The organism is Pseudomonas sp. FP2300, assembly GCF_030687595.1.
Classification (GTDB): Bacteria; Pseudomonadota; Gammaproteobacteria; order Pseudomonadales; family Pseudomonadaceae; genus Aquipseudomonas; species Aquipseudomonas bijieensis.
In genome coordinates, this window is the sequence record NZ_CP117440.1 from 756,671 (window position 1) to 771,963 (window position 15,293).

General features: G+C 62.5%; 16 protein-coding genes. 4 read left to right on the forward strand and 12 right to left on the reverse strand.

Features of this window, described 5'->3' with window-relative positions:
• Positions 1 to 208: 208 nt before the first annotated feature.
• Together PSH86_RS03230 and PSH86_RS03235 are read left to right on the forward strand one after the other, a co-directional pair.
• Positions 209 to 499, forward strand: coding sequence for a PsiF family protein (locus PSH86_RS03230; protein WP_116834059.1), 291 nt, complete (start codon positions 209 to 211; stop codon positions 497 to 499).
• Between the two features lie 217 nt (positions 500 to 716).
• Entirely contained in the window at positions 717 to 1,730 is a 1,014-nt protein-coding gene (locus PSH86_RS03235) for an AI-2E family transporter (protein WP_109752201.1), read from the forward strand.
• Between the two features lie 133 nt (positions 1,731 to 1,863).
• Here PSH86_RS03235 and PSH86_RS03240 read toward each other — a convergent pair whose 3' ends face one another.
• Entirely contained in the window at positions 1,864 to 3,138 is a 1,275-nt protein-coding gene (locus tag PSH86_RS03240; protein WP_305487799.1) for an Hsp70 family protein, read from the reverse strand.
• 296 nt (positions 3,139 to 3,434) lie between these two features.
• On the opposite strand from PSH86_RS03240, the gene PSH86_RS03245 reads away from it, so the two are divergent.
• Complete coding sequence (locus PSH86_RS03245) at positions 3,435 to 4,373, forward strand: DnaJ C-terminal domain-containing protein (protein ID WP_163855516.1); 939 nt, start codon at positions 3,435 to 3,437, stop codon at positions 4,371 to 4,373.
• A 50-nt stretch (positions 4,374 to 4,423) separates the two neighbouring features.
• Positions 4,424 to 4,723: a chaperone modulator CbpM gene (locus PSH86_RS03250; protein WP_163855514.1), complete on the forward strand. Its 300-nt coding sequence runs from the start codon at positions 4,424 to 4,426 to the stop codon at positions 4,721 to 4,723.
• 140 nt (positions 4,724 to 4,863) lie between these two features.
• On the opposite strand, the gene ureC is transcribed toward PSH86_RS03250, so the two are convergent.
• From ureC to urtA, 11 genes are all read right to left on the reverse strand, one after another.
• On the reverse strand, positions 4,864 to 6,564 hold the full coding sequence (ureC, locus tag PSH86_RS03255) for an urease subunit alpha (RefSeq protein WP_092443963.1): 1,701 nt from the start codon (positions 6,562 to 6,564) through the stop codon (positions 4,864 to 4,866).
• A 140-nt stretch (positions 6,565 to 6,704) separates the two neighbouring features.
• Entirely contained in the window at positions 6,705 to 7,013 is a 309-nt protein-coding gene (locus PSH86_RS03260) for an urease subunit beta (protein WP_003186307.1), read from the reverse strand.
• Complete coding sequence (locus tag PSH86_RS03265; protein WP_109752206.1) at positions 7,010 to 7,543, reverse strand: N-acetyltransferase; 534 nt, start codon at positions 7,541 to 7,543, stop codon at positions 7,010 to 7,012. The genes PSH86_RS03260 and PSH86_RS03265 overlap by 4 nt, the downstream gene beginning before the upstream one ends.
• 7 nt (positions 7,544 to 7,550) lie before the next feature.
• Positions 7,551 to 8,084, reverse strand: a complete 534-nt coding sequence (locus PSH86_RS03270) for a GNAT family N-acetyltransferase (RefSeq protein ID WP_109752207.1) — start codon at positions 8,082 to 8,084, stop codon at positions 7,551 to 7,553.
• A 9-nt stretch (positions 8,085 to 8,093) separates the two neighbouring features.
• On the reverse strand, positions 8,094 to 8,396 hold the full coding sequence (gene ureA, locus PSH86_RS03275) for an urease subunit gamma (RefSeq protein WP_003197350.1): 303 nt from the start codon (positions 8,394 to 8,396) through the stop codon (positions 8,094 to 8,096).
• Positions 8,397 to 8,549: 153 nt separating this feature from the next.
• Positions 8,550 to 9,401, reverse strand: coding sequence for an urease accessory protein UreD (locus tag PSH86_RS03280; RefSeq protein ID WP_305487810.1), 852 nt, complete (start codon positions 9,399 to 9,401; stop codon positions 8,550 to 8,552).
• Positions 9,402 to 9,431: 30 nt separating this feature from the next.
• A complete protein-coding gene (gene urtE, locus PSH86_RS03285; protein ID WP_109752210.1) occupies positions 9,432 to 10,130 on the reverse strand; it encodes an urea ABC transporter ATP-binding subunit UrtE in 699 nt (232 codons plus the stop codon).
• A 167-nt stretch (positions 10,131 to 10,297) separates the two neighbouring features.
• Positions 10,298 to 11,167, reverse strand: coding sequence for an urea ABC transporter ATP-binding protein UrtD (gene urtD, locus PSH86_RS03290; RefSeq protein ID WP_109752211.1), 870 nt, complete (start codon positions 11,165 to 11,167; stop codon positions 10,298 to 10,300).
• Complete coding sequence (gene urtC, locus PSH86_RS03295) at positions 11,164 to 12,243, reverse strand: urea ABC transporter permease subunit UrtC (RefSeq protein WP_232201248.1); 1,080 nt, start codon at positions 12,241 to 12,243, stop codon at positions 11,164 to 11,166. The genes urtD and urtC overlap by 4 nt, the downstream gene beginning before the upstream one ends.
• Positions 12,243 to 13,745: an urea ABC transporter permease subunit UrtB gene (gene urtB, locus PSH86_RS03300; RefSeq protein WP_109752213.1), complete on the reverse strand. Its 1,503-nt coding sequence runs from the start codon at positions 13,743 to 13,745 to the stop codon at positions 12,243 to 12,245. Before urtB ends, urtC begins: the two co-directional genes overlap by 1 nt.
• Positions 13,746 to 13,906: 161 nt before the next feature.
• Complete coding sequence (urtA, locus tag PSH86_RS03305) at positions 13,907 to 15,172, reverse strand: urea ABC transporter substrate-binding protein (RefSeq protein ID WP_025211599.1); 1,266 nt, start codon at positions 15,170 to 15,172, stop codon at positions 13,907 to 13,909.
• Between the last annotated feature and the right edge of the window lie 121 nt (positions 15,173 to 15,293).

Sequence of the window (15,293 nt, forward strand, 5' to 3'; positions counted from 1 at the left end):
GGTTGGACCGCGTTGTCGTTCTTCGCGAGCAGGCTCGCTCCCACAGTTGATCGCATTCTTCCTGAAGAAACTCAGTCAACTGTGGGAGCGGGCTTGCTCGCGAAAGCGGCATATCAGGCACTGAGGATCAATCGGGTGAAGGTGTAACAGGCTTTGTCTACACTGCACTTCATCGCCGTACCCTCGTGCGGCAGCCAGGAGAAACACCATGAAGATGCTTCGTGTGCCTTTGTTGATGATTGGTTTGCTGCTGTGTTCCCAGGGCTTCGCCGCGACGGCGCAGCAGACCAAGATGACCACCTGCAACGCCGATGCCTCCGCCAAGGCGCTCAAGGGCGACGAGCGCAAGGCCTTCATGAGTAACTGCCTCAAGGCCACTCCTGCTGCGCCGAGCACGCCCCAGGAACGCATGAAGACCTGCAACGCCACGGCCACCACCCAGGCCCTGAAGGGCGATGCCCGCAAGGCGTTCATGAGTGATTGCCTGAAGAACAAGTAAGTGGCGCCTGCGGGGGCCTCATCGCGAGCAGGCCCGCTCCCACAGTGGATTTGTCGTGCTCGGTCCATCGTGGGAGCGAGCCTGCTCGCGATGGCCGGCGCAAAAGTTACAAAAAACCCCTGAACTGCGACCAAGGTCGGCCGACACAATCCCTAGTGCTGTCAGCGGATCGCTGGCAGACTGCCGATCCTTTCACGCCGTTTTGTCCTGAGGCTGTATGCCAACGTTTTCTCAGCGTCATGTGTTGTTGGTGATCAGTTGGGTGATCATTTTTGGTGGGCTGTTGCTGGTGCTGCCGCTGCGCCTGTTGCCGAGCCTGCTGGCCGGGTTGCTGGTGTTCGAGCTGGTCAACATGCTCACCCCGCAGTTGCAACGGTTGATCGAAGGCCGCCGCGCTCGCTGGCTGGCGGTGGCGTTGCTGGGCACGCTGGTGGTCAGTGTGCTGACGTTGATCTTCGCCGGTGCCTTCAGTTTCCTGCTGCATGAAGCGGAGAACCCTGGCGCGTCCCTGGACAAGTTCATGGCGGTGGTCGATCGTGCCCGCGGACAGTTGCCGCCGTTCATCGACGCTTACCTGCCAGCCAGCGCCGCCGAGTTCCGCGTGGCGATCGGTGACTGGGTGAGCAAGCACCTGAGCGACCTGCAACTGGTGGGCAAGGACGCGGCCCACATGTTCGTGACGCTGCTGATCGGCATGGTCCTGGGGGCCATCGTTGCCTTGCAGCGCATCCCCGACCTGACCAAGCGCAAACCCCTGGCCGCAGCGCTGTTCGATCGCCTGAATTTGCTGGTCAAGGCGTTTCGCAACATTGTCTTCGCCCAAATCAAGATTTCCCTGCTCAACACCTTTTTCACCGGGATCTTCCTGGCGGTGGTGCTGCCGCTATTCGGGATAAAACTGCCGCTGACCAAGACCCTGATCGTGATGACCTTCCTGCTGGGGCTGCTGCCGGTTATCGGCAACCTGATGTCCAACACGCTGATCACCATTGTCGGCCTGTCGCTGTCGATCTGGGTCGCCGTGGCGGCGCTGGGTTACCTGATCGTGATCCACAAGCTCGAATACTTCCTCAACGCCCGCATCGTCGGCGGGCAGATCAGCGCCAAGTCCTGGGAGTTGCTCATGGCGATGCTGGTGTTCGAAGCGGCATTCGGTCTGCCGGGGGTGGTGGCGGGGCCGATTTACTACGCTTACTTGAAGAGTGAGTTGAAGCAGGTGGGGATGGTTTGAACCGGTGGGTGTGGCGTCTGATCTGGCGCCATCGCGAGCAGGCTCGCTCCCACAGTCAACGGCATTCCTTCTGAAGAAACCCGGTCAAGTGTGGGAGCGAGCCTGCTCGCGATAGCTGCGCCTCGGTCTTGGATCAGGCCTGCGTGCCGTAGCGCTTCATCGCCTCGATCGCCAACCCGCCGCCAATACTGCCGAAGATATTGCCTTCCACATGCCGCGCCTGGGGCAGCATTGCCGAGACGCTGTTGCGCAGCGCTGGGATGCCGCTGGAACCGCCGGTGAAGAACACCGTGTCGACCTGATCGACCCGCACGTTGGCATCGTTGAGCAACTGCGAGACGCTGCCGCGCACCCGTTCCAGCAAGCCGTCGATGGCCGACTCGAACAAGGCTCTGCTCAGGTCCACGCTCAGGCCCGGCTCGATCCGGTCCAGTGGCACGTGGCGCTGGTCGCTGTGAGTCAGCTGGATCTTGGTTTCTTCCACTTCCATCGCCAGCCAGTGCCCGGCGCGCTGTTCGATCAACTTGAACAGCCGGTCGATGCCGCCAGTGTCTTCGATGTCGTAGCGCATGCTGCCCAGGGCCAGGGTGGATTTCTGCGAGTACACCGCGTTGATGGTGTGCCAGGTCGCCAGGTTCATGTGGTGGCTGGTGGGCATGTAGGCGCCGCTTTTCATGCGGCTGCCGTAGCCGAACAGCGGCATCAGGCCGGCCAGCGAGAGTTGCTTGTCGAAATCGGTGCCTCCGATGTGCACGCCGCCAGTGGCGAGGATGTCGGCGTGACGGTTGTCGTGGGTGCGACGCTCGGGGGACAGGCGCACCAGGGAGAAGTCCGAGGTACCACCGCCGATGTCGACGATCAGCACCAGCTCTTCCTTCTCGATGGTCGATTCATAATCGAAGGCCGCCGCGATGGGTTCGTACTGGAATGAGACTTCCTTGAAACCGATGGCCCGGGCGACGTCCACCAGGGTGTTCTCTGCCTCCTGGTCGGCCATTTCATCGTCGTCGACGAAAAACACCGGGCGCCCCAGTACCACTTCTTCGAATTCCCGACCGGCGGTGGCTTCGGCGCGTTTCTTCAACTGGCCGATGAACAACCCCAGCAAATCCTTGAACGGCATCGCCGTGCCCAACACGCTGGTGTCGTGCTTGATCAGCTTGGAGCCCAGCAGGCTCTTGAGCGAGCGCATCAGCCGGCCTTCGTAGCCTTCCAGGTATTCGTGCAGGGCCAGGCGGCCATACACCGGACGGCGCTCCTCGAGATTGAAAAAGACCACCGAGGGCAGGGTGATCTTGTCGTCCTCCAGCGCGATCAACGTTTCCATGCCGGGGCGCAGCCAGCCGACAGTGGAGTTGGACGTGCCAAAGTCGATGCCGCAGGCACGGGCCGGGGATGCGTTTTTCATGTCTTTCGGGTTCCAGTTGAAAAAACGGCCGCGCAGTGTATGTCAGTGCGGCGCGGATTCGAAGGCCGGTTATCCGCTAATTCGTAAACGTTGGCCTTGAAAGCTGCCCTCATACCCCCAAACTTGCTGGCATGGGCCTGGTAGCACAGGGCGGTGCAAGAACCGCCACCGGCTGCCGATAAACTTCTGAAGCGCCGCCCGGTCACAAACCTTGAGATCGGTCAAACCCTCAGGACTTGTATCACGAGCATGCTGCGGGTGGCGGTGCGATATCGATAACGGATGGTGATCCTTCGATGGACTTCAAAGACTATTACAAGATTCTGGGTGTGGAGCCGACGGCTGACGACGCCACGATCAAGGCCGCCTATCGCAAACTGGCGCGCAAATACCACCCGGATGTGAGTAAGGAAAAGGACGCCGAGACCAAGTTCAAGGACGTCTCCGAAGCCTACGAAGCGCTGAAAAGCGCCGACAAACGCGCCGAATACGATGACCTGCGCCGCTACGGCCAGCACGGCCAGCCGTTCCAGGGCCCGCCGGGCTGGCAGAGCCGTGGCGGTTTTGGTGGGCAGGACACTGGGGATTTCTCGGACTTCTTCAGTTCGATCTTCGGCAATCGCGGGCCGGGTTTCGGTGGCGGACAGTCAGGTCGCAGCGCCGGCCGTCGAGGGCAAGACGTGGAAATGGAACTACCGATTTTCCTGGAAGAGACCCTCTCGAGCGAGTCGAAGAAAGTCAGCTTCCAGGTGCCGCAGTACAACGCGGCCGGCCAGCATGTGAGCAACACCAGCAAAAGCCTGAACGTGAAGATTCCGCTGGGCGTGACCGACGGCGAACGCATCCGCCTCAAAGGCCAGGGTGCACCCGGCATTGGCGGCGGTGCCAATGGCGATCTGTACCTGACCATTCGTTTCGCGCCGCACCCCAAGTTCGACGTCGAAGGCCAGGACCTGATCATCACCTTGCCCCTGGCGCCGTGGGAGTTGGCACTGGGCACCGAAGTGGCGGTGCCGACCCTGACCGGCAAGATCAACCTCAAGGTCCCGGCCGGCAGCCAGAACGGCCAGCGCATGCGCGCCAAAGGCCACGGCCTGCGCAACAAGACCGGCGAGCGCGGCTACCTGTTCGTGCAGCTCAAGGCCGTGATGCCCAAGGCCAACGACGAGGCGGTCAAGGCGCTGTGGGCGGAGCTGGCGAAGAAGGCTGCGTTCGATCCGCGGGAGAACTTCTGATTGTCTTGAGGGGCTAGACTCGACAGTTAAAGCATTGGGAGAAGCAGACCATGAACAACCCGATCATTGAACTGACTCTGACGGAATTCTGCGAGGCCGCCGCGTTGGCGGATGTCCATGTTATCGAGATCGTCGAGCATGGCATCCTCGAACCCCACGGCGCGGCCCCGACGGATTGGCGCTTTACCGATTACGAACTGGTCTTGGCCAAGCGTGCCGCGAAGTTGCGGCACGACTTGGAGTTGGAATGGGAAGGCGTCGCCCTGGCGCTGGATCTGTTGGAAGAGGTGCAGCAACTGCGCAGCGAAAATCGCATGCTCAAGCAGCGGTTGGGGCGGTTGGTGGAGTGAAAATCGATCAATGAGCAAGCGCCCATCTTTGGGAGCAAGGCTTGCCCTCGATGAATTCAACTCGGTCCTCAAGCGTTGAGGCGCCTGTATCGCGAGCAAGCTTTGCTCCCGCAAGTCTTGTTTTCAGGTCCTCACCCCATTCAAAACAGAAAATAGCGCTGCGCCATCGGCAGCACGTCAGCCGGTTCGCACCACAGCAACACCCCATCGGCCTTGACCTGATAGGTCTGCGGATCGACATCGATGCTCGGCAAGTAGTCGTTGTGAATCAGGTCGGTCTTCTGCACATCGCGGCAGCCCTTGACCACGGCGATTCTCTTCTTCAGCCCGAGCTGTTCCGGCAACCCGGCCTCGGCGGCGGCCTGGCTGATGAAGGTGAGGCTGGTGGCGTGTCGTGAGCCGCCGTAGCTGGCGAACATCGGCCGGTAGTGCACTGGCTGCGGTGTCGGGATCGAGGCGTTGGCGTCGCCCATCAGGCTGGCGGCAATGGCCCCGCCCTTGAGGATCAGCGTCGGTTTGACGCCGAAGAACGCCGGGCGCCACAGCACCAGGTCGGCCCACTTGCCCACTTCGATGGAGCCCACTTCATGGCTGATGCCGTGGGTGATCGCCGGGTTGATGGTGTACTTGGCGATGTAGCGTTTGATGCGGAAGTTGTCGTTGCCTTCGCCGTCACCGGGCAAGGCGCCGCGTTGCTTTTTCATCTTGTCGGCGGTCTGCCAGGTGCGGGTGATGACTTCGCCGACACGGCCCATGGCCTGGCTGTCGGAGCTGATCATCGAGAACGCGCCCAGGTCATGAAGAATGTCTTCGGCGGCGATGGTCTCGCGGCGGATGCGGCTCTCGGCGAAGGCCACGTCTTCGGCAATGCTCGGGTCAAGGTGATGGCAGACCATCAGCATGTCGAGGTGTTCGTCGATGGTGTTGCGGGTGAACGGCCGGGTCGGGTTGGTGGAGCTGGGCAACACGTTGGGGAAACCGCAGGCCTTGATGATGTCCGGCGCATGTCCGCCACCGGCGCCTTCGGTGTGGTAGGTATGGATGGTGCGGCCCTTGAAGGCGGCGAGGGTGGTTTCGACGAAACCGGATTCGTTGAGGGTGTCGGTGTGGATCGCCACCTGCACGTCGTACTGGTCGGCCACGCTCAGGCAGTTATCGATAGCCGCCGGGGTGGTGCCCCAGTCTTCGTGCAGCTTCAGGCCGATGGCGCCGGCCTTGACCTGTTCGATCAACGGCTCCGGCAGGCTGGCGTTGCCCTTGCCGGTGAAGCCGATGTTCATCGGGAAGGCGTCGGCGGCCTGGAGCATGCGCGCCAGGTGCCACGGCCCGGAGGTGCACGTGGTGGCGTTGGTCCCGGTGGCCGGGCCGGTGCCGCCGCCGATCATGGTGGTGACGCCGCTCATCAGCGCCTCTTCGATCTGCTGCGGGCAGATGAAGTGAATGTGGGTGTCGATGCCGCCAGCAGTGAGGATCATGCCTTCGCCGGCGATCACCTCGGTGCTGGCGCCGATGGCGATGGTCACGTCGGGCTGGATGTCCGGGTTACCGGCCTTGCCGATGGCCGCGATGCGCCCGTCCTTGAGGCCGACATCGGCCTTGACGATGCCCCAGTGGTCGATGATCAGCGCGTTGGTGATCAAGGTATCGACGACCTCGGCGGCCAGCAACTGGCTCTGGCCCATGCCGTCGCGAATCACCTTGCCGCCGCCGAATTTCACTTCTTCGCCGTAGGTGGTGAAGTCCTTTTCCACTTCGATCCACAACTCGGTGTCGGCCAGGCGGACCTTGTCGCCGACGGTGGGGCCGAACATGTCGGCGTAGGCTTGTCTCGAAATCTTCATGTGCTTGCCTTGAGGTTCTTAAGTCGTGTGCAGTCCATTGTGGCGAGGGAGCTTGCTCCCGCTGGGCTGCGTAGCGGCCCTCGCTTTTGGCGGTTGCTGCGCAACCGAGCGGGAGCAAGCTCCCTCGCCACAAAGGCGCTTCAGTCCAGGTCGCCCATGACGCGCCCGGCAAACCCGAACACCCGCCGATGCCCGGCCAGGTCCACCAGTTCCACCTCGCGGCTCTGGCCCGGTTCGAAGCGCACCGCCGTGCCGGCCGGGATGTTCAGGCGCATGCCACGGCTGGCGGCGCGGTCGAAGGTCAGGGCGTCGTTGGTTTCGAAAAAGTGATAGTGCGAACCGACCTGGATGGGCCGGTCACCGCTGTTGGCGACGTTCAGCGTGAGCGTGCGGCGGCCGACGTTGAGTTCGATGTCGCCGGGTTGGACCTGGTATTGGCCTGGAATCATTGCGGTTGCCCCAAAAGCTTGTAGTAGATGGCGGTCGGGGTGTAAGTCCCGTCCGGGCTCTGGCAGTAGTCGGGCAGTTCACCGACGCGGGTATAGCCCATGGCGCGGTAGAATGCCTCGGCCTCGGAACCGGCCTCGGTGTCGAGGTACAACAGGCCACGTTTGTGTTGGCGGGCGCCGAGTTCCAGGGCGCTCATCAATTGCTGGCCCAGGCCCCGACGGCGAGCCTCGCCGCGCACGAGCAGCTTCTGTACCTCGGCGCGGTTGAGGCCGTTGGGTTTCTGGCACAAGGCGAGTTGGACACTGGCTTGTACCTGTTCATCCTTGACCACCACCCACAGCAACAGGTGGCCTTGGTTGAGGCTGGCCTGGACCTCGTCGAAATAGGCGCGGGCCTGGACGGCATCGAGATCGGCCATGAACCCCACGCTGGCGCCGTACCCGACGGCGTCGAGCAACAGATCGATCAGGCCCTGGCGATAATGCGCAAAGCTCTCGGCGTGGACTCGACGCAACTGGGCGGGGTTCATTGGCTTTTCACTCCTTATCGACAGCAGGCGGTAGCGCCCCGGGATTGAGGTTCAATTGCATGAAGGTCAGGTCCAGCCAGCGACCGAACTTGGTTCCCACTTCGGGCATTTGCCCGGTGATCACGAAACCGGCCCGCTCGTGCAGGCGAATCGAGGCCGCGTTACCGCTTTCGATGGCGGCGACCATGACATGTTTATCGCAGGCCCTGGCACGCTCGATCAAAGCGCTCATCAATAGAGGGCCAAGGCCATTGCCGCGCTGGTCGCTACGCACGTACACCGAATGCTCCACGGTGTGGCGGAAGCCGTCGAACGGTCGCCAGTCGCCGAATGAAGCGTAGCCGAGCATGTTCTCCTCGGGGTCACTGACCACCAGTATCGGGTAGCCCTGGGCTTGCCGGGCGCTGAACCATGCCTGGCGGTTGCCCAGGTCCACGGGCTGTTCGTTCCAGATCGCCGTGGTGTTGAGGACGGCGTCGTTGTAGATGTCACGGATCGCCGGCAGGTCGGCGGGCTGGGCGTCACGAACGTGATAGGTCATGACACGGCCTCAGGCGATGGGCTGGTGGACGGTGACCAATTTGGTTCCGTCGGGAAAGGTCGCCTCGACCTGGATTTCCGGGATCATTTCCGGGATGCCTTCCATTACCTGTTCGCGGCTTAGCAGGGTGGTGCCGTAATGCATCAACTCGGCCACGGTCTGGCCGTCACGGGCGCCTTCGAGCAGGGCTGCGGAAATGTAGGCCATGGCCTCAGGGTAATTGAGCTTCAAGCCACGGGCCAATCGCCGTTCGGCGACGAGGCCGGCGGTGAAGATCAGCAGCTTGTCTTTTTCGCGTGGGGTCAGGTCCATGTGCAATCCAATAAAGGCAGGTAAAAATTACAGATCCTTGAATACTGCCCCTGTGGGAGCGAGCCTGCTCGCGATAGCGGTGTGTCAGTCAACATTTATGGTGAATGTTCCATTGCTATCGCGAGCAGGCTCGCTCCCACAGGACCAGCGGATTCAGGTGCTCCAGATTCTGGGAGGTACCGCCTCTCGACCGAGCATTGCCGGGCGCAGAAGCCTCCACAATTCAATCAACCATCCCCGCGCCAGCAGCGCCTCGCTCGCCAGGCAGCGGGCCACGACCAGCCCGGGCAATTGCGTCAAATCCCCACGCACGTCATGGCCCAGGGATCTGCATTGCTCCAGCAGCTCGCTGTCGATTTCGCCGGTCACCAACAACGTGGCGAACACCGGATCACCGCCCAGGCCGATGGGCGAGTCCAACAACCCATCACCGCCCACAATGCGCTGGCGCTCATGCCACAGCAACTGGCCGTCGCGGCGAATGTCCAGCCGCGACTGGAAATGCCCCAGGTCGAACCGCTCGCCGCTGGCCGGTCGGCCGAGGGCAACCATGTCCCAGTAGAACAGCCGCCCATCGCCCTGCAGGTCGATGCTCGTGCTCAGTTCGGCCTGGGCCGCGCTGAAGACGATGGTTTCCTGGGGCAGCCATTCCAGGGTTGCGCCGGGGGCGATGCTGAGGCTCAGTTGTTGATACGCCGGGCCGGCGGCGCGATACCACTTGGCCGCGCCGGGGCTGGTCAGTTGCGCCCAGGCGCCAGGGCCGACGTGGGCCGAGATGTCCAGGCGGTCACCGCCGGCAATCCCGCCAGGCGGGTGGACGATGATGTGCTGGCACACCTCGGGGCCTTCGGCGTACAGGTGCTTCTGCACCCGCAGCGGGCCTTTGTGCCGCCGCTGGACCGGGCGCGTGCAATCGCCAAAGCGGGCGTAACCCAGATCCAGCTCGGCATGCCAACTGGGGGTGAACACCGCAGAAGGGGCCAGTAATGAGACAGGTAGATTCATGATTTCTGATTATCGTCAGGACGCTACAGACTAGATCGTAACCAGCCCGCGCACACCCTCGGCTTCCATATTTTCTCCGCGCCCCTGCTGCACGATCTCGCCCCGGGACATCACCAGGTACTGATCGGCCAGTTCGGCGGCGAAGTCGTAGAACTGCTCCACCAGCAAAATCGCCATGTCGCCCCGGGCCGCCAGTTTCTTGATCACCGCGCCGATCTCCTTGATCACCGAGGGCTGGATGCCCTCGGTGGGCTCGTCGAGAATCAGCAGGCGTGGACGGCTCGCCAGGGCCCGGCCAATGGCGAGCTGCTGTTGCTGGCCACCGGACAGGTCACCGCCACGGCGTTGTTTCATCTGCAACAGCACCGGAAACAGCTCGTAGATGAACGCCGGCACTTCCTTGGCCTCGGAACCGGGGAAGCGCGACAGGCCCATCAGCAGGTTTTCTTCCACTGTCAGCCGCCCGAAAATCTCCCGGCCTTGAGGCACGTAGGCGATGCCAGCGTGCACCCGTTGGTGTGGTTTGAATGCGGTGATGGCCTTGCCTTCCCAATTCACCGCGCCTTCCTTGGCCGGCAGCAGGCCCATCAGGCATTTGAGCAGGGTGGTCTTGCCCACGCCGTTGCGCCCCAGCAGGCACGTAACTTCGCCGACCTTCACGTCAAACGACAGGCCGCGCAGGATGTGGCTACCGCCGTAGTATTGGTGCAGCTTGTCGACTTGCAGCATGTTCCAGATTCTCCTCAAGTCCCTTGTGGGAACAATGGCTTTCTGTGGGAGCAAAGCTTGCTCGCGACAGCGGCACCTCGGTCCATCGGAAGGACCGCGTTATCGTTCATCGCGAGCAAGCTTTGCTCCCACAGGCCCGCTCCCACAGGGGGAATGTGTTTGCAGGGCTAGCGACCGAGGTACACCTCGATCACCCGCTCATTGTCCTGCACCTGTTCCAGCGACCCTTCAGCCAGCACACTGCCCTGGTGCAGCACGGTGACGTGGTCGGCAATCGCGCCGACGAAGCCCATGTCGTGTTCCACCACCATCAGCGAATGCTTGCCCGCCAAGGACTTGAACAGCTCGGCGGTGAACTCGGTTTCGGCGTCGGTCATGCCCGCCACCGGTTCGTCGAGCAGCAACAATTGCGGGTCCTGCACCAGCAGCATGCCGATCTCCAGGAACTGCTTCTGTCCGTGGGACAACAGCCCGGCGGCGCGATTGACCGAGGTGGTAAGGCGAATGGTTTCCAGCACTTCGCTGATGCGCGTGTGTTGCTCGCCAGTGAGTTTGGCCCGCAGGCTGGCCCACACCGATTTGTCGGTCTTGAGCGCCAGCTCCAGGTTTTCGAACACGCTCAAGGCTTCGAACACCGTGGGCTTCTGAAACTTGCGACCGATACCGGCCTGGGCGATCTGCACCTCGCTCATGCTGGTCAAGTCCAGGGTTTCGCCGAACCAGGCCTTGCCATGGCTGGGTCGGGTCTTGCCGGTGATCACGTCCATCAGCGTGGTCTTGCCGGCGCCGTTGGGGCCGATGATGCAGCGCAATTCGCCGACGCCGATGTACAGGTTCAGATCGTTCAAGGCCTTGAAGCCATCGAAGCTGACGCTGATGTCTTCCAGGGTCAGGATGGTGCCGTGACGGGTGTTCAGGCCAACGCCCGCCGCCTGGCCGAGGCCGATGGCGTCGCGGCTGCTGCCGGCATCCTGGTTGGGTTCGGGCGGAAAAAAAGCGGGTTCGAGCATGAATTCGGCACTCGCTGTAATTCTCATTGTTCACCTCTTTTCTTCAGCAGGCCGATCACGCCCTTGGGCAAGTACAGCGTCACGACGATGAACAGCGCACCGAGGAAAAACAGCCAGTACTCAGGAAAGGCCACGGTGAACCAGCTCTTCATGCCATTGACCACGCCGGCGCCCAGCAGCGGTCCGATCAGCGTGCCGCGCCCGCCCAGTGCGACCCACACGGCCGCCTCGATGGAGTTGGTCGGCGACATTTCGCTGGGGTTGATGATGCCCACCTGCGGCACGTACAACGCGCCTGCCAGGCCGCACAACACCGCACTCAACACCCAGACGAACAGCTTGAAGCCACGGGGATCGTAGCCGCAGAACATCAGGCGGTTTTCCGCGTCGCGCAGGGCGGTCAGCACACGACCGAATTTACTGCGGGCCAGGCGCCAGCCGATGAACAGGCTCGCCACCAGCAACACTACCGTGGCGAGGAACAACACCGCCCGGGTGCCCGGTTCGGTGATGCCAAACCCCAGGATCGAGCGGAAGTTGGTGAAGCCGTTGTTGCCGCCAAACCCGGTTTCGTTGCGAAAAAACAGCAGCATTCCGGCGAAGGTCAGGGCCTGGGTCATGATCGAGAAATACACGCCCTTGATCCGCGAGCGGAAGGCGAAGAAACCGAACACCAGCGCCAGCAACCCCGGCGCCAGCACCACCAGGCACATGGCCCAGAGGAAGCTGTCGGTGCCGGCCCAGTACCAGGGCAATTCGGTCCACGACAAAAAGGTCATGAACGCCGGCAAGCCATCCCCGGCCGCCTGGCGCATCAGGTACATGCCCATGGCGTAGCCGCCCAGGGCGAAGAACAGGCCATGACCGAGGGAGAGCAGGCCGGCGTAGCCCCAGACCAGGTCCAGGGCGAGGGCGACGATGGCGTAGCAGAGAATCTTGCCCACCAGGGTCAGGGTATAGGCCGAGACGTGCAACGGATTGTCCGCCGCCAGCAACGACAGCAACGGCAGGCTCAGCAGCACTGCCAGGATCACCGAGCCGACGGCGAGGGTGACTTTGGGGCCGGCCTTTTGCGTGGCCGTGAGCATCAGGGGCTGGTTCATCAGTCGATTACCCGTCCTTTGAGCGCGAAGAGGCCTTGCGGACGCTTCTGGATGAACAGAATGATCAGCGCGAGGATCAGGATCTTGCCGAGCACGGCGCCGATCTGCGGTTCGAGAATCTTGTTGGCGATGCCCAGGCCGAAGGCGGCGAACACACTACCGGCCAACTGGCCGACGCCGCCGAGCACCACCACCAGGAACGAGTCGATGATGTAGCTCTGACCCAGGTCGGGGCCGACGTTGCCGATCTGGCTCAGGGCCACGCCCCCGAGCCCGGCGATGCCCGAGCCGAGGCCGAAGGCGAGCATGTCCACGCGACCGGTGGGCACGCCACAGCAGGCAGCCATGTTACGGTTCTGGGTGACGGCGCGGACGTTCAGGCCCAGGCGCGTCTTGTTCAGCAACAGCCAGGTCAGCGCCACTACGAACAGGGCGAAGGCGATGATCACGATGCGGTTGTATGGCAGCACCAGGTTGGGCAACACCTGGATCCCGCCCGACAGCCAGGCCGGGTTGGCGACTTCGACGTTCTGCGCGCCGAACACCAGGCGCACCAGTTGGATCAGCATCAGGCTGATGCCCCAGGTGGCGAGCAGGGTTTCCAGTGGGCGCCCGTAGAGGTGGCGAATTACCGTGCGCTCCAGGGCCATGCCGATGGCGGCGGTGATGAAAAACGCCACCGGCAGGGCGATCAGCGGGTAGAACTCGATGGCGTTCGGGGCGAAGCGCTGGAACAGCATCTGCACCACATACGTGGAATAGGCGCCGAGCATGAGCATTTCGCCGTGGGCCATGTTGATCACCCCCAGCAGGCCAAAGGTGATTGCCAGGCCGAGGGCGGCGAGCAGCAGGATCGAACCCAGGGACATGCCGCTGAAGGCCTGGCCCAGCAACTCGCCCACCAGCAGTTTGCGCTTGACCTGGCTGAGGCTGGTTTCCGCGGCGGTGCGTACGCTGGCATCGGTTTCGACGCCGGGTTCGAGCAAGCCTTCGAGGCGGGTGCGGGCCAGCGGATCGCCGGTTTCTCCCAGCAACCGCACGGCGGCCAGGCGCACGCTCGGGTTGGCGTCCACCAGTTGCAGGTTCGCCAGGGCCAGGCTCAGGGCGGCGTGCACGTCTTCGTCTTGCTCGCCGGCCAGTTGCCGATCGAGAAAGGCCAGTTGCGCCGGACGGGCGCTTTTTTGCAATTGCTGCGCGGCGCCCAGGCGTACGCGAGCATCGACAGCGAGCAGTTGATGGCTGGCCAGGGCGGTTTCGATCAGCCCGCGCAAGCGGTTGTTCAGGCGCAGGGTCTTGGGCTGGCCATCGACGGTCAACTGGCCTTGCTGCAAGGCATTGATCAGTTCGACACGCTCCGGCTCGGGCTGCGCGGCCCAGGTTTCCAGGAGCTTGGCCTGCTGGGTCGGGTTGGCGGCGACGAAGTCTTCGGCGTCGCCGGCGTGGGCCCCCAGTGGCAACAGCAGCACCAGGGCGAGGATGAGGCGGTAAAGGGCGGTGGGCATATGCTAGGCCTTGCGCGAACTTCTTTCTGTGGGAGCGAGCCTGCTCGCGATAGCGGTGTGTCAATCACATCTTTTCTGGCTGACCCACCGCTATCGCGAGCAGGCTCGCTCCCACAAGGGTTGTGTGTCGGTTCCGGGATCCGGGACCGACACCCATGGGCTCAGTTGCTCTTCACTGCATAGTCAGGCTTCTTGTCGTTGCCGGCGATGAAGGGGCTCCACGGTTGGGCGCGGATCGGGCCTTCGGTCTGCCAGACCACGTTGAACTGACCGTCGGCCTGGATCTCGCCGATCATCACCGGCTTGTGCAGGTGGTGGTTGGTCTTGTCCATGGTCAGGGTGTAGCCCGACGGTGCGGCGAAGGTCTGGCCGGCCAGGGCTTCGCGGACTTTGTCGACGTCGGTGGACTTGGCTTTTTCCACCGCTTGTGCCCACATGTGGATGCCGACATAAGTGGCTTCCATCGGGTCGTTGGTCACCGCTTTATCGGCGCCTGGGAGGTTCTTGGCCTTGGCGTAGGCTTTCCAGGAGTCGACGAATTTCTTGTTTGCCGGGTTATCCACGGACTCGAAGTAGTTCCATGCCGCCAGGTTGCCCACCAGCGGTTTGGTATCGATGCCGCGCAGTTCCTCTTCGCCCACCGAGAAGGCCACGACCGGTACGTCGGTGGCCTTCAGGCCTTGGTTCGCCAGTTCTTTATAGAAGGGCACGTTGGAGTCGCCGTTGACCGTGGAAATGACCGCAGTCTTGCCGCCGGCCGAGAACTTCTTGATGTTGGCCACGATGGTCTGGTAGTCGCTGTGGCCGAACGGGGTGTAGACCTCTTCGATGTCTTTGTCCGCCACACCTTTGGAGTGCAGGAACGAGCGCAGGATCTTGTTGGTGGTGCGCGGGTAGACGTAGTCGGTGCCCAGCAGGAAGTAGCGTTTGGCACTGCCGCCTTCTTCGCTCATCAGGTATTCCACCGCTGGAATCGCCTGCTGGTTCGGCGCGGCACCGGTGTAGAACACGTTTGGCGACATCTCTTCGCCTTCGTATTGCACCGGGTAGAACAGCAGGCCGTTGAGCTCTTCGAACACCGGCAACACCGACTTGCGCGACACCGACGTCCAGCAGCCGAACACCACCGCGACCTTGTCCTGGGTCAGTAACTGACGGCCCTTTTCCGCGAACAGCGGCCAGTTCGACGCCGGGTCCACGACCACCGCTTCGAGCTTCTTACCGTTCACACCACCCTTGGCGTTGATCTCGTCGATGGTCATCAGCGCCATGTCCTTGAGGGACGTCTCGGAGATCGCCATGGTGCCGGACAGCGAATGCAAGATGCCAACCTTGATGGTCTCGGCGGCCTGGACGGTCCAGGCCATGCCCATCGCGGCAATGCTTGCCGAGAGTGTAAAAGCCTTGATCAAGCTACGACGCTTCATTGTGCGATCTCCGTGGACTTATGAGTTTTTTTTCGAGGGCAGATGCAAACGCTGAAGGTGCTTTTGCAAGGGGTGTGCCCGGTCGGGGGAAGGCTTTGAAATGCGGGGTTGGCGGCGGGAG